A 22,550-nucleotide genomic window follows, 5' to 3' on the forward strand; every position below is an offset into this window, starting at 1 on the left:
TTGACCTCTTGAAGTGGTTTGTTTTTAAGGCCGCCTGTTATTTCAGACGGCATGTTTTGTAGGAATTTTGATTCTACCGTTTTTGAGTGGAAAAATTCAATCTGGCGCACCTGATCATAGCCATTTTCTACGCGAAAAGAAAATCAGCAGTCCGATGATGATGCACAGCATCACACCCAAAACCATGAAATAGCCGTAATGCCAATGCAGTTCGGGCATATTGTCGAAGTTCATGCCGTAGATGCCGGTGATGACGGTCAGCGGCATAAAGATGATGGTGATAACCGTCAACACGCGCATTTGCTGGTTCATGCGGTTGGATTGGAAGGAAAGATAAATGTCCATCATGCTCAACACCATATCACGCGAGGCATCAAGCGATTCGATAAGCTGCATATTGTGGTCGTACACGTCGCGCAGATAGACGGTCGATTCGCCTTTGAAAATAGCAAAATCACCGCGCACGGCCAGTTGGTAGAACACATCACGCAATGGCAAAAGCGTGCGCCGCAGACGGACGGCATCGCGCTTGAGGCGGTGAATCTTACTGAGAATATCGCTGTTTTCATTTTTAAACAGGGACTTGTCTATTACTTCTACACGGTTGTTGTACGACTCCAAAACAATGAAATAGTCGTCCACAATACGGTCAAGCAGGCAATAAGCAAGAAACGCTGTATTTTTGTTCAAAATATTGTGCGGATTTTCGTGCATCTGCCGGCGGAGATGGCTGAACAAACCCAGCGGTTTTTGTTGGAAAGACAACACAAAATCTTTGCCGATAATCACATACACTTGGTCAGAATGGAGCTTGCCTGTGGAGGTATAGTGGTAAACCTGTGCGGCAGTAAAAACATAGCTGCCGTAGTCTTCAATTTTCGGACGCTGTTTGCGGCTAAGAATATCTTCAATAACCAGCTCATGGATACCATAAGGCTCAAGCGCGTGTTTAAGCAAGGTGACATCATTGATGCCGACAAAATGCAGCCAGTTGATTTGACCTTCTTGCGGACGGACAATATCGGGCAAGTTTTTTCCGGCAAGATAATCATGCTGAACAAAGGTATCGGCGGAATACAAGGTTTGATGAATGGCAGAGCGCGGCGCATTGTCGGTATTGCTGCGCTGTATGGCTTGGTCTTGCAAAGTGTCGGTTGTTTCAACTGGATTGGCTGGTTTGCTCATAAAGATAAATCATGTTTTTTAGTTAGAATGAATTGTACAGACAGAAAAGGCCGTCTGAAAACTGATTTTCAGACGGCCTGACAATATCGATCAACGCTTTATTAGGCTTTATTAGGCTTGAGGCGCGGTTTTCTCCAGCTCCAATGCAGCGGCAAGCAAGGACAGGCGCGCCATTACGCCGTAAACATAGAGGCGGTTGTGTTCGTTGTCCACGTCGCAGTCTTTTTCGGAGCGCGGCATACCGAGCGAGTCCCATTGTTCGAATACGCGTTTGCAGGCTTCAGGCGCTTCTTGGGAATTATCGCCGCTACCGGTGGGGATGCTATTGGACAGCGGAACAAACACCATACCGCCGGCGTTAAGGTTTTCATCCGCGCCGCGTCCTTCGTGTACGCGGAAGAAGCCACCGATAACGAAACGGTCCATCATATAAACGACGGGTTCGCACACGGCGCCGTTCATGGTTTCGTAGGTATAAATACCTTCTTGGACAATGACTTCGCTAACTTCCAAACCTTCTTTGACTTTCGCCATTTTATTGCGGTTTTTACGGTTCAATCCGCGCACTTCATCTGCAGATTTAACGCTCATCACGCCCATGCCGTAAGTGCCTGCATCGGCTTTCACAATAACGAAAGGCTGGTCGGTAATACCCAATTCGTCGTATTTGGCTTGAATTTTCGCCAATACGCGCTCTACCGCGCCTGCTAACGCATCCTCGCCTTCACGCTCTTGGAAATCCAAACCGCTGATTTTTTCAAAATAAGGATTGATTTGCCATTCGTCGATGTCAATCAGCTTGGCAAATTCGGCGGCGACTTGGTTGTATGCGCTGAAATGTTCTGTTTTGCGGCGCGTCGTCCAACCGCCGTGCAACGGAGGCAATACGGTTTGGTTGATGTCTTTGAGAATATCGGGAACGCCGGCGGACAAGTCGTTGTTCAACAGGACGACGCAAGGCGAGAAGCCGTCTGCAAGATGAACGCGCTCGCGGGTACGCAATAAAGGCTCCAGCAGGATTTTATCGCCTAATGCAGTTTCAAACTCGGTCGGCTCGGTTACTTCAGGATTCAAGCTACCCAAACGCACTTCATACCCTGCCGAACGCAAAATCTCGCTGAGTGCGTAAACGTTTTGCAGGTAGAACGTGTTGCGCGTGTGGTTTTCAGGAATAATCAATACGGATTTGGCTGTTTCACAGGCACGCTGTACCGCATCCTGCGCGGCAACCGCCGCCAGCGGGATAAAGTTGGGATTCAAATTATTGAAGCCGCCCGGAAACAGGTTCATATCGATAGATGAAATTTTGTAACCGGCATTACGGATGTCAACCGAACCATAAAACGGCGGACGGTGTTCGTTCCATTGCGAACGGAACCATGCTTCGATTTTGGCGTGGTTGCACAAGATTTTCGCTTCAAACGCCTGAAGTTGCGACAGATGTTCGGCAGCCATTACCGGTAATTTCATTCTCTATACCTCTTTGTTAAGTGTGGATATTGAGTGAGAATGATAGAACTTTTTAGTGCATTTCGACAAGTATTCTTTCAGATAAGATGCATCTTTTTGTCAACAATTCTACAATTTGTCTAATTTTTAATAAGGTTTTTTGAAACTTTGCAACAAATTTTAAAAATTGGACAAATTTCTATTGCACAGCCCCTATAAAAAGCCTAAAATCCGCCCATAAACACAAACCATCATTCATACCTAACAATAGCAAAGAATACTCATCATGAGCGCACAAACCCTTTACGATAAACTTTGGAACAGCCACGTCGTCCGCGAAGAAGAAGACGGCACTGTCCTGCTTTACATCGACCGCCACCTGGTTCACGAAGTAACCAGCCCGCAAGCATTTGAAGGCTTGAAAATGGCCGGCCGCAAACTCTGGCGTATCGACAGCGTGGTCTCTACAGCCGACCACAACACCCCGACCGGCGACTGGGACAAAGGTATCCAAGATCCGATTTCCAAACTGCAAGTCGATACTTTGGACAAAAACATTAAAGAGTTTGGCGCACTCGCCTACTTTCCGTTTATGGATAAAGGCCAAGGCATCGTACACGTTATGGGCCCGGAGCAAGGCGCTACCCTGCCCGGCATGACCGTTGTCTGCGGCGACTCGCACACTTCCACCCACGGCGCATTCGGCGCATTGGCGCACGGTATCGGCACTTCCGAAGTCGAGCACACCATGGCGACCCAATGTATTACCGCAAAAAAATCCAAATCCATGCTGATTGCCGTTGAAGGCCGTCTGAAACCCGGCGTTACCGCCAAAGACGTAGCACTTTATATCATCGGCCAAATCGGTACGGCCGGCGGTACGGGCTACGCCATCGAGTTTGGCGGCGAAGCCATCCGCAGCCTTTCTATGGAAGGCCGCATGACCCTGTGCAATATGGCGATCGAAGCCGGTGCGCGCTCAGGCATGGTTGCCGTAGACCAAACCACCATCGACTATGTAAAAGGCAAACCTTTTGCACCTAAAGGCGAAGCGTGGGACAAAGCCGTCGAATACTGGCGCACGCTGGTGTCTGACGAAGGCGCCGTATTCGATAAAGAATACCACTTCAACGCCGAAGACATCGAGCCTCAAGTAACTTGGGGTACCTCGCCTGAAATGGTTTTGGACATCAGCGGCAAAGTGCCTAATCCTGCCGAAGAAACCGATCCGGTCAAACGCAGCGGCATGGAACGCGCCCTTGAATACATGGGCTTGGAAGCCGGTACGCCATTAAACGAAATCCCTGTCGATATCGTCTTTATCGGTTCTTGCACCAACAGTCGCATCGAAGATTTGCGCGAAGCCGCCGCCATCGCCAAAGGCCGCAAAAAAGCGGACAATGTACAACGCGTATTGATTGTTCCCGGCTCAGGTTTGGTTAAAGAACAGGCCGAAAAAGAAGGCTTGCACGAAGTATTTATCGAAGCCGGTTTTGAATGGCGCGAGCCGGGTTGCTCTATGTGCTTGGCCATGAATGCCGACCGCCTGACCCCGGGACAACGTTGCGCCTCCACTTCCAACCGTAACTTTGAAGGCCGTCAAGGCAACGGCGGACGCACCCACCTCGTCAGCCCTGCCATGGCTGCCGCGGCCGCAGTTACCGGCCACTTTACCGACATCCGCACTATGGCTTAAAATATTTTCAGACGGCCTTTATTCATCAGGCCGTCTGAAACAACATCTTGCTCAAGTAAGTTTTCCTATTGCGCAAAACGTCCGAAAACCTTCTCAATCATTGATAACTTGAAAGGAATCTAATATGAAAAAACTGTTTGCATTGGCTGCCGCAGCCCTCATCCTGTCAGCTTGTTCCAGCACTTGGTCCGGCGCAAAAAACGATGCCAACCGCAATTGGGACAAAACCAAAGAGACTGCCGAGCGCGTAGCCGATAAAACCAAAGAAACCGCTGAACATGTTGCCGACAAGACTGAGGAAGCCGTTAAAAAAGGCGGCAATGCCGTAGGTCGGGGCATGACTCATGTCGGCGAAAAACTTGAAGCCGCTACCGAATAAACCGGTAAATCAGGCCGTCTGAAGCTCCAAACTCCGTTTCAGACGGCCTGATACTTTATTACTTGTTCAGACATTTTCACGATTCCAAGCAAAAGGAAGAAATAATGAGTAATCCGTCAAGCTGGTTTGGTATTCACGCTCACGATTTGGATCGCGCCAAAGCCTTTTACGAATCCGTATTCGGCAAACCCCTGCAAGACGTTGGCGGCAACGGATTCCGTTTCATCATTTTTCCAGCCGATTACACCCAACACGGTACGGCCGGCATGATTTGGCACGACAGCAACGCTCAGCCCGGCCACGGCGGTACAACCATTTTCTTCAATTGCCCGGATTGTGCCGAAACAGCAGAAAAAGCCGTTGCAGCAGGCGGCAAACTGTTACAAGAGAAATTCCGCATTGCCAACGGCTTTGCAGCATTTATCGAAGATACAGAAGGCAACCGAATCGGTTTGCACAGTACACGCTAACCCGAATAGCCATAAAATTTCCCATTATTACTATAAGAATCTGACATGAAAGCCTTTACCAAAATTACCGCCATCGTTGCCCCGCTCGACCGCAGCAACGTCGATACCGATGCCATCATCCCCAAACAATTTCTGAAATCCATCAAACGCAGCGGCTTCGGCCCCAATGCCTTTGATGAATGGCGTTACCTCGACCACGGCGAACCGGGCATGGACAACAGCAAACGCCCGTTGAATCCTGATTTCTCCCTGAACCAACCACGCTATCAAGGCGCACAAATCCTGTTGACGCGTAAAAACTTCGGTTGCGGATCTTCACGCGAACACGCCCCTTGGGCATTGGACGACTACGGCTTCCGCGCCATCATCGCCCCCAGCTTTGCCGATATCTTCTTCAACAACTGCTACAAAAACGGTCTTTTACCTATCGTTTTGACAGAAGAACAGGTGGACCAGCTTTTCAAAGAAGTTGAAGCCAACGAAGGCTATCAGCTCTCCATCAACCTTGCCGAGCAAACCCTGACCACCCCTAGCGGCGAAACATTCACATTCGATATTACCGAACACCGCAAACACTGCCTCTTAAACGGCTTGGACGAAATCGGCCTGACCCTGCAACACGCTGACGAAATCCACGCCTTCGAAGAAAAACGCCGTCAAAGCCAGCCTTGGCTGTTTAACGGTTGATATACAAAAGGCCGTCTGAAAAATTTAAGTGTTTCAGACGGCCTTTAATCTACACAAATATATTATGATTACCGACACCATAAGCAATGCCACCCGCTACGCTGCCTTGCATCCCGACTTTGCCGAAGCCTTCCATCTGTTGCAGACCTTGGATTTTACCAAGCTGCCGGACGGCCAAGTGCCATGCGAGAATCCCAATATCCGTATTTTTATCGGCAGCGAGCCGATGAGGACACAGGGAGAAGCCCGGCCTGAAGCGCACTTAAAACACATTGATATTCAAACGCCGATTGATGGCAGCGAAACGTATGGCTGGATAGACAGAGGCCGTCTGAAAAACGGTTTAGGCTACAACGAAAAGCGCGATATCGAGTTTTTCGACTGCGAGCCGGAAACCTGGTTAACTTTGGAGCCCGGCGAATTTGCGCTATTTTACCCGAATGATGCGCATGCCCCATTGGTCGGCGACAGACCGAACATACGCAAAGTTGTTTTTAAAATCCGTGTTGAGACCGAACGTCTATAATTTTTCAGACGGCCTTACCCCCTTATTCAGGACAAAATATGTCTTTTTTCAACAGGTTGTTCCGCTCCAAACCTAAATTAATGACTTGGCAGGAATTTGTCGAATACTTTGCCCGTCGCATTCAAGAAGAATTGCATCTTGAGGCAAAAATCGACTGGGGTGAAAATATTGCGTCTTCGCCGATCATCGTCCATTTTTCCGAAGACGATGAAGCATCATTCAGCACATATTTGAGCAACCATTACACAAGTTATCTGCAAAATCCTGAGGCCTTGGAAGCTATTGTTGCAGCCAATTTAGCGGTTATCTATAAGATTCAAGACACTGATGCCAGTGTTTCAGCACAACAAATTCTTCCGACGATTAAAAATACGATTTACTTGGAAAACGCCAGACTGATTACAAATACGGATGAAGCCGAACCTGCCGATTATCTGGTATATAAACCGATTGCGGGCGATATCATGTTGCTTTATATGGTGGATACGGACGAATCCATGCATACGCTCAATCGTGAGCATATGAAAGAGGCCGGTATTGAAGATGAAGACGCCTTATATCGTACCGCCATGGATAATTTGCGCCAACGGATGAATGGACGTGTCCAAATTCATCATGCCGAAGGTTGGTCATTGGCTCAAATCCATTTGGACAACGACTATGATGCTTCCCTGATTTTGCTTTTGGACGAAGTACTTAAAGACGATCCTATGCTGCCGGCCAACCCTGTTTTTGCAGTCCCGGCACGCAACGCTCTGCTCGTTTGCAGCCCGTCCGATGAAGAGGCTTTACAGGCGATGGCAAATATTGCCCTGCAGGCATTTGAAGACTCTGCCTACGCGATTTCTACCCAGCTTTACCAGTACCATAATGGTACAATCAGCGTTTTCAGAGCAAATTGATTTAAGGCCGTCTGAAAAACTGACGGCCTGCCCTTTACTTAAAACCTTCCCATAAGGAAACCCGAAATGACCAAACATATCGCTATCTTGCGCGGCGACGGCATCGGCCCTGAAATCGTTGCAGAAACCGTCCGTGTACTCGACAAACTTATCGAACAAGGTTTGGATGTCAGCTACGAATACGCGCCTTTGGGCGGCGAAGCCTATGACGAATACGGCCATCCTTATCCAGAATTCACGCAAAACCTTTGCCGTAAAGCCGATGCGGTTCTGCTTGGTGCAGTCGGTTCTCCTCAATACGACAATCTCGACCGTCCGCTGCGCCCTGAACGCGGCTTATTGGCCATCCGTAAAGACTTGAATCTGTTTGCCAATTTGCGCCCTGCCATTTTGTATAAAGAGCTGGCTAATGCTTCTACTTTGAAACCGGAAATCGTAGCCGGCCTCGACATCCTTATCGTACGCGAACTGACCGGCGATATTTACTTTGGCGAACCGCGCGGCATCCGTGTTTTGGAAAACGGCGAACGCGAAGGCTACAACACCATGAAATACAGCGAAAGCGAAATCCGCCGTATTGCCCACGTTGCCTTCCAATCCGCCCAAAAACGCAGCAAAAAAGTCTGCTCCGTAGGCAAAGCCAACGTTTTGGAAACCACCGAACTGTGGCGCGAAATCTTTGAAGAAATCGGCAAAGAATACCCTGATGTCGAGCTCTCCCATATGTACGTCGACAATGCCGCCATGCAATTGGTACGCGCGCCTAAACAATTTGACGTGATTGCCACCGGCAACATATTCGGCGACATTCTGTCTGACGAAGCTTCCATGCTGACCGGCTCCATCGGTATGCTGCCTTCCGCTTCTTTGGACGAAAACGGCAAAGGCCTGTACGAACCATCCCACGGCTCTGCTCCTGACATTGCCGGTCAAAACAAAGCCAATCCGCTGGCGACCGTATTGTCTCTTGCCATGTTGCTGCGTTACAGCTTGAACGACGAAGCCCGCGCACAACAAGTTGAAAACGCCGTACAAAAAGTACTGCAACAAGGCTTGCGTACCGGCGACATTTATGAAGAAGGTACTAAGCTGGTTTCCTGCTCCGAAATGGGCGATGCCGTATTGGCCGCTTTGTAAGAAGGCCGTCTGAAAAAAAGCGTGGGACCAATCCCACGCTTTTTTATATGCAAAAACTTTTAACCATAAAAAAGGGCGTGTTTTCACACGCCCTTATGTCTTATTCAGACGGCCTTAAGATTGAAGCAATCAACCTCTTTTGTGTTTGCCGCCAAAGCTGTCGTTAGACTTGCGCTTGCCTTTAAAGCCTTCGCCGCCTTTTTTGAAACCGTCAGCTTTTTTGAAACCATCTTTCTTAAAGCCATCTTTCTTGAAACCGTCTTTTTTATGGCCTTCGCCGCGAGCTTTACCGCCGAAACCTTCTTTAGCCGGTTTCTTATCGCCGCGCCAGCCGCCGGATTTACGATCGCCCCAGCCGCCTTTGCCTTTCGGTTTGCCGCCGGCAGATTTGCGTTTGCGTGTCGGTTCCATGCCTTCGATGGTCAGCTCAGGCAATTTGCGGCCAATGTATTTTTCGATTTTGTGTACTTTGACGTATTCGTTCACTTCGGCAAAAGTAATCGCAATACCGGTACGGCCTGCGCGGCCGGTACGGCCGATGCGGTGAACGTAGTCTTCAGCCTGTTTCGGCAAGTCGTAGTTGATAACGTGGGTAATGGTCGGTACGTCGATACCGCGTGCGGCAACGTCGGTGGCAACCAAAATTTTGCAGCGGCCTTTACGCAAGTCCATCAGCGTACGGTTACGCCAGCCTTGCGGCATATCGCCGTGCAGACAGTTGGCGGCGAAACCTTTTTCGTACAATTCATCCGCGATGACTTCGGTCATGGCTTTGGTTGATGTAAAGATCACGCATTGATCGATATTGGCATCGCGTAAGATATGGTCGAGCAGGCGGTTTTTATGGCGCATATCATCGCAGTACAACAGCTGCTCTTCAATTTTGCCTTGATCATCCACACGCTCAACTTCAATAGTTTCAGGGTCTTTGGTCAGTTTGCGCGCCAGTTTGCCCACCGCGCCGTCCCAAGTGGCGGAGAACAACAAAGTCTGACGGTCACTCGGCGTCGCTTCCACGATGGTTTCGATGTCATCGATAAAGCCCATGTCCAACATACGGTCGGCTTCGTCCAGAATCAGCACTTCCAAACGATCAAAATCAACTTTACCGCTCTGCATCAAATCCATCAGACGGCCCGGCGTGGCGACAATCAGGTCAACCGGTTTGCTCAAAGCACGGGTTTGGTAGCCGAAAGATGCGCCGCCGACAATGCTGACAGTACGGAACCAACGCATATTTTTAGCATACGCCAGCGCGTTTTTTTCCACTTGAGCCGCCAATTCGCGGGTCGGAGTCAACACCAAAGCACGCGGGCCTTTGCCCGGTTTCTCGCTGCGTTTGGTCAGCCGCTGCAACGTCGGCAGCAGGAAGGCGGCGGTTTTGCCGGAGCCAGTTTGCGCCGAAGCCATGATGTCGCGGCCCTCCAAAGCAAACGGAATGGCTTGCGCCTGAATCGGGGTCGGGCTTTCATAACCCTCGCTGCTTACGGCAGACAAAATGTTTTTATCAAGGTTCAAATCGGCAAATTTAATAGACATATCTATCCTAAGAGACAACAACGCGCACGCCTGAACAATTTCAGACGACCTGAAGCAAAGGAAAGTAACGATACGGGAAATGTGAAGTTACAGGGTTGTCGCAAGCATCTTGCTTGTGGTTAACATCGACGACAACCTGCACAGAAAAGGCTTTGCAAATATGCAAGCAATAAAAGAAACGCGCCCGAAACGGCGGTTTAGGTTGGATGACGATGGCTTCGTATCAAAAGGCGAACTGCGGATAATATAGATTTTATAGACAACAGTCAAGCAAAAAGACATCAAGTGCGTTAAAATCCAAACCTTTCCCAATACTTATTCAGGCCGTCTGAAACCATGACCGACATTACCCCCTTTGCCAACCGCTTGGGCAAAAACATCAAACATCTTATGAAATGGGCCAAACGCAATAATATCGAAGCCTGGCGCATTTACGACCGCGATATTCCCCAATTTCCCTTTGCCGTCGATGTTTACGGCGACCAAATCCATCTTCAGGAATACGATACCGGCTGGCTGATACAGCCTGAAGAATACGAAGCATGGCTTGCGGATGTATTGGAAGCTATTAGTTTTGTGACAGGCTTTGCGCCCGAACAAATCCACCTCAAGCGCCGCGAACGCCAAAAAGGCTTGCAGCAATACGAGAAAACCGGCAAAACCGGCGACGATTTCGTCATCACTGAAAACGGCCGCAAGTTTTGGGTCAACCTCGACAAATACCTCGATACCGGCCTTTTCCTCGATCACCGCAACACACGCAAAAAAGTCGGCGAAACCGCAGGTGGCAAACGCTTCCTCAACCTGTTTTCCTACACAGGCAGCTTCACCGTCTATGCCGCAACCGGCGGCGCAGTATCCAGCGAAACCGTCGATTTATCGAACACTTATCTCGAGTGGGCAAAACGCAATTTCGAACTCAACGGCATCAGCCCCGAACAACACAAAATCGTCCGCGCCGATGTGTTCCAATACCTGCAAAATGCCGTAGACGAAGGCAAAAAGTTCGACCTGATCGTCATGGATCCGCCCAGCTTTTCCAACAGCAAAAAGATGCTCGACATTCTCGATATCCAGCGCGACCATAAAAAGCTGATTGATGGAGCAATGAGCCTGCTCGCTTCAGACGGCATTTTGTACTTCTCCAATAATCTACGCAGCTTTGTGCTGGACGATTCGGTATCGGAACAATACGCCGTCAAAGACATTTCCAAACAGTCCGTTCCCGACGATTTCCGCAACAAAAAAATCCATCAATGCTGGGAAATCAAGCATAAATAAGCATCAGGCCGTCTGAAAGCCAGTTTTCAGACGGCCTGATTACCATATTGAATCTCTCAACCAATAGGCGCATAATTCAAGAGATTGTTGACAATCTCAAAAGGAAAAGAACATGCAAAACTACCTGACGCCCAATTTCTCATTCGCCCCCATGATTCCGGAACGCGCGCTCGGCAGCCGGGTTTGGGATACCGAAGGACGAGAATACATTGACCTGTCAGGCGGTATTGCTGTAAACGCGCTAGGCCATTGCCATCCCGATTTGGTCGCAGCCTTGACCGAACAATCGCAAAAACTCTGGCACATTTCTAATATCTACACCACCCAACCGGCGCAAGAATTGGCCCAAAAATTGGTCGAAAACACCTTTGCCGACAAAGTGTTTTTCTGCAATTCTGGAGCAGAGGCCAATGAAGCCGCGCTGAAACTGGCGCGCAAATACGGCCGCGATCATTTTGGCGAACACAAAACCGAAATCATCTCCTGTCTCAACAGCTTCCACGGCCGCACCCTGTTTACCGTATCCGTCGGCGGCCAGCCCAAATATAGCAAAGACTACGCACCGCTGCCGGCCGACATTACCCACGTTCCCTTCAATGATGTTGCCGCATTGGAAGCAGCCGTCGGCGACAAAACCTGCGCCGTGATTATCGAGCCGATTCAAGGCGAAAGCGGCATCCTGCCTGCCACCCAAGAATATCTGCAAGCCGCACGCCGTTTGTGCGACAAGCACGGCGCATTGCTGATTCTGGACGAAGTGCAAACCGGCATGGGTCATACGGGCAAACTGTTTGCCTACGAGCATTACGGCGTGACGCCCGATATTCTCAGCTCTGCCAAAGCTTTAGGCGGCGGCTTCCCGATTGGCGCGATTCTGACCACCGATAAAATCGCCCCAACCTTCGGCCCCGGAACACATGGCTCGACCTTTGGCGGTAATCCGATGGCGTGTGCCGTCGGCAGTCGTGCATTTGACATCATCAATGCGCCCGAAACATTGGCACACGTTGAACAACAAGGCCAAAAACTTCAGACGGCCTTGCGTGAAATAGGCGAAAAAACCGGCATATTTAAAGAAGTCCGCGGCATGGGCTTGCTGCTCGGCTGCGTGTTGGCGGACAAATACGCAGGCAAGGCATCGGAAATTACCGCCGCCGCTTTGAAACACGGCCTGATGGTACTGGTTGCCGGCGCTAATGTGGTGCGCTTCGCCCCCAGCCTGCTGCTGAACGATGAAGACATGGCCGAAGGCTTGAAACGTTTTGAAGCGGCCTTAGCCGAATGGTTGGTCTGATTTCAAAACCCAATATCCAAATCAACCGACAGCTTTTGTTCCTAATTGATGCCATATAGTGAAGGCCGTCTGAAAGACCGTTTGAGTTTTTCAGACGGCCTTTTTTCAATATTGAAAACAACATCCGCCTACATGCTTTGTCATTTGATGTTTGTTAAAAATCGTACCGCCTCTTCGTGTTACGCTTGGCAAACAATTTGATTTTTCGAAGAAAAGGAGCAGGAGATGGTATCGTTGGAAACACAAATCGCCGGTTTTTCTTTTGACAACTGCCTGATGAACGCAGCAGGTGTGTCATGCATGACTGTTGAGGAATTGGAAGAGGTCAGACAATCTGCTGCCGGCACTTTCATTGCCAAGACAGCAACGCTTACCCCTTGTCAAGGCAACCCTGAGCCGCGTTATCGGGACGTCCCTCTCGGCAGTATCAATTCGATGGGCTTGCCGAATCAAGGCATTGATTACTATCTGGATTACCTGCTTACCCTTCAAGAGTCTCAGCCGGAACGGACATTTTTCCTATCACTGGTCGGCCTGTCGCCCGGCGAAACACATATCCTGTTGGAAAAGGTGCAAAACAGCGGGTTCAACGGCATTACCGAACTCAACCTATCCTGCCCAAACGTCGCCGGCAAACCGCAAATCGCCTACGACTTTGAAACCACCGAGACGATTTTGGATAATGCCTTTACCTACTTCGACAAGCCCTTGGGCATCAAATTGCCGCCATATTTCGATATTGCCCATTTCGATCAAGCGGCGAAAGTGTTCAACCGCTATCCCTTGAAATTCGTCAACTGTGTCAACTCCATCGGCAACGGCATGTATATTGAAGACGAATCCGTCGTGATCCGCCCGAAAAACGGCTTCGGCGGCATAGGCGGCCAATACATCAAACCGACTGCGCTCGCCAATGTCCACGCGTTCTATCAAAGATTAGATCCGTCTATCCAAGTCATTGGCACGGGCGGCGTTTACAGCGGCCGTGATGCGTTTGAACACATCTTGTGCGGCGCAAGCATGGTGCAGATAGGCACGGCGCTACACCAGCAAGGCGTAGACATTTTTGAACGTGTTTCTCTTGAATTAAAAGCCATCATGGCGCAAAAAGGCTATGAGAAGCTGGAAGACTTCAAAGGCAAATTGAAATATTTTGCATAGGGTTTACTCTAAAAAACGCCCAAGGCCGTCTGAAAATTTCAGACGGCCTTGTTGTATAATTGCTCCCCACATTACCCGTCTTCCCCTTCAATGAAACTCAACCCCCAACAGCAAGCCGCGGTCAAATATCTAGGTGGTCCCCTGCTCGTCCTTGCCGGCGCAGGCAGCGGCAAAACCGGCGTGATTACGCAAAAAATCAAGCATTTGATTGTCAATATCGGCTATCTGCCGCACACCGTCGCCGCGATTACCTTCACCAACAAAGCCGCTACGGAAATGCAGGAGCGCGTTGCCAAAATGCTGCCCAAATCGCAAACGCGCGGGCTGACGATTTGCACCTTTCACTCTTTGGGCATGAAGATTTTGCGCGAAGAAGCCAATCAAATAGGTTACAAAAAAAACTTTTCCATCCTCGACTCTACCGACAGCGCCAAAATCATCGGCGAGCTCTTGGGCGGTACGGGCAAAGAAGCCATATTCAAAGCGCAACATCAAATTTCCCTTTGGAAAAACGCTTTAAAGACGCCTGAAGATGTCGTTCAGACGGCCGCTAATGTGTGGGAACAACAAACAGCGCGCGTCTATGCGAGTTATCAGGAAACCCTGCAAAGCTATCAGGCGGTGGACTTCGACGACTTAATCCGCCTGCCTGCCGTGCTGTTGCAGCAAAACAGCGAAGTGCGCAACAAATGGCAGCGGCAGCTGCGTTATCTGTTGGTTGACGAATGTCAGGATACTAATACCTGCCAATTCACCCTGATGAAGCTTCTGACCGGCGCGGAAGGCATGTTTACCGCCGTCGGCGATGACGACCAGTCCATCTACGCATGGCGCGGCGCAAACATGGAAAACCTGCGCAAAATGCAGGAAGACTATCCGCAGATGAAAGTCATCAAATTGGAGCAAAACTACCGCTCCACCGCGCGGATTCTCAAAATCGCCAACAAAGTGATTGAAAACAACCCCAAGCTGTTCACGAAAAAACTTTGGTCGCAGTTCGGCGAAGGCGAAATCGTCAAAGTCGTTGCCTGCCAAAACGAGCAACACGAAGCCGACTGGGTTGTCAGCCAAATCGTCAAGCAGAAGCTGGTCGGCAGCGACAAAACCCAATACGCCGATTTCGCCGTGTTATACCGCGGCAACCATCAGGCACGGATTTTTGAAGAGGCCTTGCGCAGCGCACGCGTTCCCTACCAACTCTCCGGCGGACAAAGCTTTTTCGACAAAGCCGAAATTAAAGACGTTTTGTCCTATTTGCGCCTGCTTGCCAATCCCAACGACGACCCCGCCTTCCTGCGCGCCGTTACCACGCCCAGACGCGGCATCGGCGACGTGACACTGGGCAAGCTCAACACCTACGCGCACGAACACGAATGCAGCCTATATGAAGCCGCGCAAACAGAAGAAGCGCTTGCCCTGTTGAATAATACCAACCGCCAACACCTGCAAGCCTTCATGGATATGATTGAAAACTACCGCGCCAAAGCCGAAACCAGCGAAGCAGGCGAACTCATCAACGGCCTGCTCAAAGAAATCGACTACGAAAACCACCTGCTTGCCAGTGAAGAGGGTAAAGCTGGCGAAATCAAATGGCGCAACGTGAGCGACCTGACCGGCTGGTTGGAGCGCAAAGGCGAACAAGACGGCAAAAACATCATCGAACTTGCCCAAACCGTCGCCCTAATGACGCTCTTGGAAGGCAAAAGCGAAGAAGAAGTCGATGCCGTCAAACTCTCGACCCTACACGCCTCCAAAGGCTTGGAATACCCCTACGTTTTCCTCGTCGGCTGCGAAGAGGGCATCCTGCCGCACAACGACAGCATCGAAGAAGAAAACGTCGAAGAAGAACGCCGCCTGATGTACGTCGGCATTACCCGCGCCAAACGCCAACTTACGCTGACCCACTGCCTCAAACGCAAAAAGCAAGGCACATGGCAGTTCCCCGAGCCGAGCCGCTTTATAGACGAAATGCCGCAGGAAGACATCAAAATCCTAGGCCGCAAAGGCGGCGAGCCGATTGTGAGCAAGGAAGAGGGAAAAAGTAATTTAGCAGGATTGCTGGATATGTTGGGAAATAAAAGAAAAGGATAAAGCAAGGCCGTCTGAAAGTAAGGTTTCAGACGGCCTTATTGTCAGCAAAATGTCAAAGTCAACTATCAAATAATTTTTACTTTAGACCTTTACGCCTGTCTATCCCCATTCCTTCCGATTCTTCAAAAATAAACAAAAATAATCGAATAATCAGGTACAAAAATAAAAAATCAAACGATACGATTGCTCCATTCCCCTTCAATTCACAAGCAAAAATTGTCAACACTTGAAGTATAAATTCACAAGCAAAATTGCATTTTTCAGGTATAATAATGGATTCCCCAACTGCATTTTGTGAGCTGAATCCATGTCTGTTGTTCTGCCCTTGCGCGGTGTAACCGCCCTTTCCGATTTCCGTGTTGAAAAACTCTTCCAAAAAGCAGCCGCCCTCGGCCTGCCCGAAGTCAAATTAAGCAGCGAATTTTGGTATTTTGTCGGTAGCGAAAAAGCACTTGATGCCGCGACAGTCGAAAAACTGCAAGCCTTACTGGCAGCGCAAAGCGTTGAACAAACGCCCAAAGCGCGCGAGGGCTTGCATTTATTTTTGGTAACGCCCCGTTTGGGCACCATTTCTCCTTGGGCTTCCAAAGCAACCAATATCGCCGAAAACTGCGGTTTGGAAGGTATTGAGCGTATTGAACGCGGTATGGCAGTATGGCTCGAAGGTGTGCTTACCGATGGGCAAAAACAACAATGGGCAGCCCTGTTGCACGACCGCATGACCGAAAGCGTGTTGACCGACATCGATGCAGCGGCGCAACTGTTCCACCATATCCAATCGGAAACCTTCTCCAGCGTAGATGTATTGGGCGGCGGTAAAGAGGCTTTGGTCAAAGCCAATACCGAAATGGGCTTGGCGCTTTCTGCCGACGAAATCGATTATCTGGTTGAAAACTATCGGGCTTTGCAGCGCAATCCGTCTGATGTGGAACTGATGATGTTCGCACAGGCAAACAGCGAACACTGTCGCCACAAAATCTTCAACGCCGATTTCATCCTCAACGGCGAAAAACAGCCGAAATCCCTCTTCGGCATGATACGCGACACGCACAACGCGCATCCCGAAGGCACGGTCGTTGCCTATAAAGACAACTCGTCCGTGATCGAAGGCGCGAAAATCGAGCGTTTCTATCCGAATGCGGCGGAAAACCAAGGCTACCGTTTCCACGAGGAAGACACGCATATCATCATGAAAGTGGAAACGCACAACCACCCGACCGCCATTGCGCCGTTTGCGGGCGCGGCAACGGGTGCGGGCGGCGAAATCCGCGACGAAGGCGCAACGGGCAAAGGTTCGCGCCCGAAAGCAGGCTTGACCGGTTTTACTGTTTCCAACCTGAATATCCCTGGCTTGGAGCAGCCTTGGGAACAAGCCTACGGCAAACCCGGCCATATTGCTTCTCCTTTAGACATCATGATTGAAGGCCCGATCGGCGGCGCAGCGTTCAACAACGAATTCGGCCGCCCGAACCTCTTGGGCTACTTCCGCACCTTTGAAGAGAAGTTTGACGGACAAGTTCGCGGTTACCACAAACCGATTATGATTGCCGGCGGCTTGGGCAGCATTCAGGCGCAGCAGACGCATAAAGACGAAATCCCCGAAGGCGCGCTGCTGATCCAACTGGGCGGCCCGGGCATGCTTATCGGCTTGGGCGGCGGCGCGGCTTCTTCGATGGATACCGGCACAAACGACGCTTCTTTGGATTTCAACTCCGTACAACGCGGCAACCCCGAAATCGAACGCCGCGCGCAAGAAGTCATCGACCGTTGCTGGCAGCTTGGCGACAAAAACCCGATTATCTCCATCCACGACGTCGGTGCAGGCGGCCTGTCCAACGCCTTCCCCGAACTGGTCAACGATGCCGGACGCGGCGCGGTATTCAAACTGCGCGAAGTGCCGCTGGAAGAACACGGTCTCAACCCGTTGCAAATCTGGTGCAACGAATCGCAAGAGCGTTATGTGTTGTCCATTTTGGAAAAAGATTTGGACACCTTCCGCGCCATCTGCGAACGCGAACGTTGCCCGTTTGCCGTGGTCGGCACTGCGACCGACGACGGCCATTTGAAAGTGCGCGACGATTTGTTCTCCAACAATCCCGTCGATTTGCCGCTGAACGTTTTGCTCGGCAAACCGCCCAAAACCACGCGCACCGACAAAACGGTTACGCCGTCTGAAAAATCGTTTAACGCCGGCGATATCGACATTACCGAAGCCGCCTACCGCGTTTTGCGCCTGCCCACCGTAGCCGCCAAAAACTTCCTGATTACCATCGGCGACCGCAGCGTCGGCGGCATGACCCACCGCGACCAAATGGTCGGCAAATACCAAACCCCCGTAGCCGACTGCGCCGTTACCATGATGGGCTTCAACACCTATCGCGGCGAAGCGATGTCTATGGGCGAAAAACCGACCGTCGCCCTGTTTGACGCGCCCGCTTCGGGCAGAATGTGCGTCGGCGAAGCCATCACCAACATCGCGGCGGTCAACATTGGCGACATCGGCAATATCAAACTTTCCGCCAACTGGATGGCGGCGTGCGGCAACGAGGGCGAAGACGAAAAACTCTACCGCACCGTCGATGCGGTTTCCAAAGCCTGTCAGGCATTGGATTTGAGCATTCCCGTGGGCAAAGACAGTTTGTCGATGAAAACCGTGTGGCAGGACGGCGAAGAGAAAAAATCCGTGGTTTCACCGTTGAGCCTGATTATCTCCGCGTTCGCACCTGTCAAAGACGTGCGCAAAACCGTTACGCCCGAATTGAAAAACGTTGAAGACAGCGTATTGCTGTTTGTCGATTTGGGCTTCGGCAAAGCGCGTATGGGCGGTTCAGCATTCGGTCAGGTTTACAACAACATGAGCGGTGACGCGCCCGATTTGGACGATACAGGCCGTCTGAAAGCGTTTTACAACGTGATTCAACAGCTTGTCGCCGAAGACAAACTTTTGGCGTATCACGACCGCAGCGACGGCGGCTTGTTTGCGACGTTGGTGGAAATGGCGTTTGCAGGGCGGTGCGGTTTGAATGTGGATTTGACCTCAATGGTTGCCAACCAAGCCGACGTCAACGAAGCCAGCATACGTGCATTGTTCAATGAAGAACTGGGTGCAGTGATTCAAATTGCCAAACAAGATGTTGCGGCAGTAGAAGCCTTGTTTAAAGCGGCAACGCTGCCCTTGCATACCGTTGCCACCATCGGTTCTGACGAAAAAATCGTTATCCGCAATCAGGCAGGCATCGTGTTGGAACAAACCCGCGCCGACCTGCAACGCGCATGGCAGGAAACCAGCCATGCCATCCAACGCCTGCGCGACAACCCCGCCTGCGCCGACAGCGAGTTCGCCCTGATTGGCGACAACGACCGCAGCGCATTGTTTGCCGACGTGAAGTTCGACGTGAACGAAGACATCGCCGCGCCGTTCATCAACAGCGGTGCGAAACCCAAAATCGCCATCCTGCGCGAACAGGGCGTGAACGGGCAAATCGAAATGGCCGCCGCCTTTACCCGCGCCGGATTCGATGCCTACGACGTACATATGTCTGACCTGATGGCAGGCCGTGTCCACCTTGCCGACTTCAAAATGCTGGCGGCGTGCGGCGGCTTCAGCTACGGCGACGTACTCGGCGCGGGCGAAGGCTGGGCGAAATCCATCCTGTTCCACCCCGCCTTGCGCGACCAGTTCGCCGCCTTCTTCGCCGACCCGAACACGCTGACATTGGGCGTGTGCAACGGCTGCCAGATGGTCAGCAACCTCGCCGAAATCATCCCCGGCACGGCAGGCTGGCCGAAGTTCAAACGCAACCTGAGCGAACAGTTCGAAGCGCGCCTGAGCATGGTTCACGTTCCCAAATCAACCTCCCTGATCCTGAACGAAATGCAGGGCTCCAGCCTGCCCGTCGTCGTCAGCCACGGCGAAGGCCGCGCCGACTTCGCGCTTCACGGCGGCAAAATTTCAGACGGCCTCGGCATCGCATTGCAATACGTCGACGGACAAAACCAGGTTACCCAAACCTACCCGCTCAACCCCAACGGCTCGCCGCAAGGCATCGCCGGCGTTACCAACGCCGACGGCCGCGTCACCATCATGATGCCCCACCCCGAACGCGTGTACCGCGCCGCGCAAATGAGCTGGAAACCGGAAGACTGGACGGAACTGTCCGGCTGGTACCGCCTCTTCGCCGGAGCGAGGAAGGCTTTGGGTTAACCGGCAGGCTGATTTGATTCGGCTTTAAAGAAAAGGTCGTCTGAAAACGATTTAGCGGATTCTGTTATATCTGTTTTCAGACGACCTTTATTCATTCTTTTGCGTATGAAGACCGAACCGACCGCCGTCATTCCCGCGCAGGCGGGAATCCAGAAGTTTGGATTTACAGTAATCTTTGAATATTTCTGAAATGCAGAGGTCTGAATTCCCGCCTGCGCGGGAATGACGATCATAGGAAAATCGATGCATTACCCCAAATAATTAAATTAGAAAACTTGACTTTGATAGGAAAACTTAAATGGCAAAAACAAAATATTCCGCACGGATCAATGGGGAACATATTGATGGGACAATAGAAATTATAAAAAGAATCGTCTTACATCTGCATGATATGGGCAAAACACAATTTAAGGTAAAAGATGTAGATGAACAGATTGAAGAACTAAAAAACCAATGGCAGATTACTCCTGACTATAATGATGATACACATGCTTCTTTGCATGTACTTAGTGTCAATTCAAACTCAAGGAAGCATTATCACGAATCAATGCACCAAGACTTTTTATGGTGGAAAAAAGGAGGAATATTTGAATTATACAAACCAACAAATTTTCAAATAAACTCAACCCAATCTTTGGAACAAGATCTCGGTAAACTCAAAGAACAATTAGTATCCGAAATTGAACCAGAAAAGCGAACCGAAATCGAAACCTTAATAAAAGCCCGTCAAGGGCAAGGCAGTTTCCGGAAAAAACTACTCAACCTGTATCCGAGCTGTCCACTGACAGGTCTAGATATCGAGTCTTTACTCATTGCCAGCCATATTAAACCTTGGAGTAAGTGCAATAATGAAGAGAGGTTAGATCCCTCCAATGGTCTGATGCTCGCACCCCATATCGACGCATTATTCGATAGCGGTCTGATTACGTTTGATACCGACGGTACGATAAAAATCAGTCCAAAAATCGATCCGGAAAATCAAGAGCGGCTTGGAATTTCTCCCGATATGCAATTAAAAATCGAACCTGAAAGCGAAAAATATTTCGAATATCACCGCAACCACGTTTTCCAAAAAGAAGAATAAATAGTGTTGAACAGTCCGTTGATTTAAGGTCGTCTGAAAACGATTTAGCGAACCCCGCTATATTTGTTTTCAGACGACCTTTTTGCGTTCTTTTGTATACGAATACTAACCAATTACCGTCATTCCCGCGTAGGCGGGAATCCAGACCTCTTCATTTCAGAAATATTTAAAGATTACTGTAAATCCAAGCTTCTGGATTCCCGCCTGTGCGGGAATGACGGCGGTGAAATGTTTTTTGGATTCCCATTATCGGCATTCTATTAGCGTATTCTGCAAGCAGAAGCATCATTCCGTATAATCATAATCCCCCCTTAGCTCCCCATCAGCTATAATCGACATATTCAGACGGCCTTTCCCGACATTATGACTCGACAAGCCTTTATCCTCAGCGATTGCGAATTTTCCGAATGCGGAGAAAAGCCTTACGCCCTGTTGACCGCGAATCCGACGAAGGAACATCACTTCATCGCCCAAACCGAGCAGCGGCAGCATGCGCATAATCCGCAGGTCAGCCCGCAAAACCAAAACGTTTACCGCCTGCCGTTGTCTATGTTCCATACTGGCGAAAAAGCCCGTGGCAAAGAACAAAACCGCAGCGAAGCGATAAGCGTCAACATCATCGGTAACTTGGCGGCGAAAAACCTCTATACGCTGACCTTTGTCGAAGACTCCGCCAACCAATACAATCTGGAAAGCTGGTTCAACCGTCATGAAAGCGGCTACGAAGAGGCCTGCAACCACCTGCGCACCTTACCTGCAGGCCGTCTGAAAACAACTACGGCAAATGCCGATACCGTCAAAGTACCGGATGCCTTGTGGCGGATATTGCGGCTGAAATTCCTCGGCATTCTGCGCAATCCGCACAACCATAAAAACCTGTTTGCCCACCGCCTGCTCCAAACGCTTCGGGCGCGGCTGCCGGAAGTCGGTTTTGAATTTGTCCGCTTGATCAGCAAACGCGACCCCAAGCGCATCGAAGCCATTATGCAGGACTACCGTTTCACTTTTCTCGGCTATGTCGATTGGCTAGGTGGGCTTTACGGTATGTTGAGCGAAGGCGTGGCGCAGCCGTCGTTGTTTGAACGGTTGTTTTGTAATATCTTTGCCAAACCCGAAGCCGTGAAAATCGAATTGTTCCGCTATCCGGAAAACACGGGGCTGTGCCTGTTTGGCGACAGCAGTTTCTGCCTGCAAGCCTCGGCCAAGCTATTCAGTGTCGGCGTTAATATCTCGCACGATATGTTTGCCGTCGTCCATCTGCAAACCGACCGTTGGCACGCGTTTAAGAATACCTTTCATCACGACGCGCCCAAACTGCAAGGCCAAGTGCGGATTATCGACGGCGACCAAACCCAAAGATTGCTGTTCAACCGACTGTGCATCCATCAAGCCCATGAAGCCGTATTCGGTCAAAGCCCGAATATCAAAGATTATTTAGAGGCCGTCTGAAATCCCCAACCAGAAG

At 50.4% G+C, this 22,550-nt stretch carries 18 protein-coding genes; 14 read left to right on the forward strand and 4 right to left on the reverse strand.

What is annotated here, in order from left to right; translation table 11 throughout:
* Window positions 1–114: 114 nt before the first annotated feature.
* Window positions 115–1,185 carry a magnesium/cobalt transporter CorA gene (corA, locus tag ACTHTA_RS02375; protein ID WP_308888056.1) on the reverse strand — a complete coding sequence of 357 codons (1,071 nt, stop codon included), beginning with the start codon at window positions 1,183–1,185 and terminating at the stop codon, window positions 115–117.
* A gap of 111 nt (window positions 1,186–1,296) precedes the next feature.
* The gene (gene gshA, locus ACTHTA_RS02380; protein ID WP_070632374.1) at window positions 1,297–2,655 is read right to left on the reverse strand and encodes a glutamate--cysteine ligase; all 1,359 of its coding nucleotides are present in this window, start codon (window positions 2,653–2,655) and stop codon (window positions 1,297–1,299) included.
* A 265-nt stretch (window positions 2,656–2,920) separates the two neighbouring features.
* On the opposite strand from gshA, the gene leuC reads away from it, so the two are divergent.
* The 7 genes from leuC (at window position 2,921) to leuB (ending at window position 8,431) form a co-directional block, all read left to right on the forward strand.
* Window positions 2,921–4,330 carry a 3-isopropylmalate dehydratase large subunit gene (gene leuC, locus ACTHTA_RS02385; protein WP_295862918.1) on the forward strand — a complete coding sequence of 470 codons (1,410 nt, stop codon included), beginning with the start codon at window positions 2,921–2,923 and terminating at the stop codon, window positions 4,328–4,330.
* A gap of 124 nt (window positions 4,331–4,454) precedes the next feature.
* Complete coding sequence (locus tag ACTHTA_RS02390; RefSeq protein WP_254342292.1) at window positions 4,455–4,709, forward strand: hypothetical protein; 255 nt, start codon at window positions 4,455–4,457, stop codon at window positions 4,707–4,709.
* 104 nt (window positions 4,710–4,813) lie between these two features.
* On the forward strand, window positions 4,814–5,179 hold the full coding sequence (locus tag ACTHTA_RS02395) for a VOC family protein (protein WP_049331002.1): 366 nt from the start codon (window positions 4,814–4,816) through the stop codon (window positions 5,177–5,179).
* Window positions 5,180–5,224: 45 nt separating this feature from the next.
* Window positions 5,225–5,866 (forward strand): 3-isopropylmalate dehydratase small subunit, encoded by a 642-nt coding sequence (gene leuD / locus ACTHTA_RS02400; protein WP_308888241.1) that lies wholly within the window; start codon window positions 5,225–5,227, stop codon window positions 5,864–5,866.
* A 64-nt stretch (window positions 5,867–5,930) separates the two neighbouring features.
* The gene (locus tag ACTHTA_RS02405; RefSeq protein ID WP_308888242.1) at window positions 5,931–6,392 is read left to right on the forward strand and encodes a YhcH/YjgK/YiaL family protein; all 462 of its coding nucleotides are present in this window, start codon (window positions 5,931–5,933) and stop codon (window positions 6,390–6,392) included.
* Window positions 6,393–6,430: 38 nt separating this feature from the next.
* Window positions 6,431–7,294: a DUF1444 family protein gene (locus ACTHTA_RS02410; protein ID WP_308888243.1), complete on the forward strand. Its 864-nt coding sequence runs from the start codon at window positions 6,431–6,433 to the stop codon at window positions 7,292–7,294.
* Window positions 7,295–7,360: 66 nt separating this feature from the next.
* A complete protein-coding gene (gene leuB, locus ACTHTA_RS02415; RefSeq protein ID WP_004520344.1) occupies window positions 7,361–8,431 on the forward strand; it encodes a 3-isopropylmalate dehydrogenase in 1,071 nt (356 codons plus the stop codon).
* Between the two features lie 129 nt (window positions 8,432–8,560).
* Here leuB and ACTHTA_RS02420 read toward each other — a convergent pair whose 3' ends face one another.
* Window positions 8,561–9,970 (reverse strand): DEAD/DEAH box helicase, encoded by a 1,410-nt coding sequence (locus tag ACTHTA_RS02420; RefSeq protein ID WP_313971063.1) that lies wholly within the window; start codon window positions 9,968–9,970, stop codon window positions 8,561–8,563.
* A gap of 336 nt (window positions 9,971–10,306) precedes the next feature.
* Between ACTHTA_RS02420 and ACTHTA_RS02425 the strand changes: the two genes are divergently transcribed.
* The 5 genes from ACTHTA_RS02425 (at window position 10,307) to purL (ending at window position 20,001) form a co-directional block, all read left to right on the forward strand.
* Complete coding sequence (locus ACTHTA_RS02425; protein ID WP_313971064.1) at window positions 10,307–11,251, forward strand: class I SAM-dependent methyltransferase; 945 nt, start codon at window positions 10,307–10,309, stop codon at window positions 11,249–11,251.
* Between the two features lie 112 nt (window positions 11,252–11,363).
* Window positions 11,364–12,545 (forward strand): aspartate aminotransferase family protein, encoded by a 1,182-nt coding sequence (locus ACTHTA_RS02430; RefSeq protein WP_308888246.1) that lies wholly within the window; start codon window positions 11,364–11,366, stop codon window positions 12,543–12,545.
* A gap of 225 nt (window positions 12,546–12,770) precedes the next feature.
* Window positions 12,771–13,706 (forward strand): dihydroorotate oxidase, encoded by a 936-nt coding sequence (locus tag ACTHTA_RS02435; RefSeq protein WP_313971065.1) that lies wholly within the window; start codon window positions 12,771–12,773, stop codon window positions 13,704–13,706.
* 90 nt (window positions 13,707–13,796) lie between these two features.
* Window positions 13,797–15,797 carry a DNA helicase Rep gene (rep, locus tag ACTHTA_RS02440; protein WP_440364119.1) on the forward strand — a complete coding sequence of 667 codons (2,001 nt, stop codon included), beginning with the start codon at window positions 13,797–13,799 and terminating at the stop codon, window positions 15,795–15,797.
* A 307-nt stretch (window positions 15,798–16,104) separates the two neighbouring features.
* Window positions 16,105–20,001, forward strand: a complete 3,897-nt coding sequence (gene purL / locus ACTHTA_RS02445) for a phosphoribosylformylglycinamidine synthase (RefSeq protein WP_308888249.1) — start codon at window positions 16,105–16,107, stop codon at window positions 19,999–20,001.
* Here purL and ACTHTA_RS02450 read toward each other — a convergent pair.
* The gene (locus ACTHTA_RS02450) at window positions 19,998–20,234 is read right to left on the reverse strand and encodes a hypothetical protein (RefSeq protein WP_308888250.1); all 237 of its coding nucleotides are present in this window, start codon (window positions 20,232–20,234) and stop codon (window positions 19,998–20,000) included. The genes purL and ACTHTA_RS02450 overlap by 4 nt on opposite strands.
* A 65-nt stretch (window positions 20,235–20,299) precedes the next feature.
* Between ACTHTA_RS02450 and ACTHTA_RS02455 the strand changes: the two genes are divergently transcribed.
* Both ACTHTA_RS02455 and ACTHTA_RS02460 read left to right on the forward strand, forming a co-directional pair.
* Window positions 20,300–21,085, forward strand: a complete 786-nt coding sequence (locus ACTHTA_RS02455) for an HNH endonuclease (RefSeq protein WP_083311757.1) — start codon at window positions 20,300–20,302, stop codon at window positions 21,083–21,085.
* A gap of 363 nt (window positions 21,086–21,448) precedes the next feature.
* Entirely contained in the window at window positions 21,449–22,534 is a 1,086-nt protein-coding gene (locus ACTHTA_RS02460) for a hypothetical protein (RefSeq protein WP_313971069.1), read from the forward strand.
* The last annotated feature ends 16 nt before the right edge of the window (window positions 22,535–22,550 follow it).

Source organism: Neisseria sp. P0013.S005, assembly GCF_051958425.1.
GTDB classification, from domain to species: Bacteria; Pseudomonadota; Gammaproteobacteria; order Burkholderiales; family Neisseriaceae; genus Neisseria; species Neisseria subflava.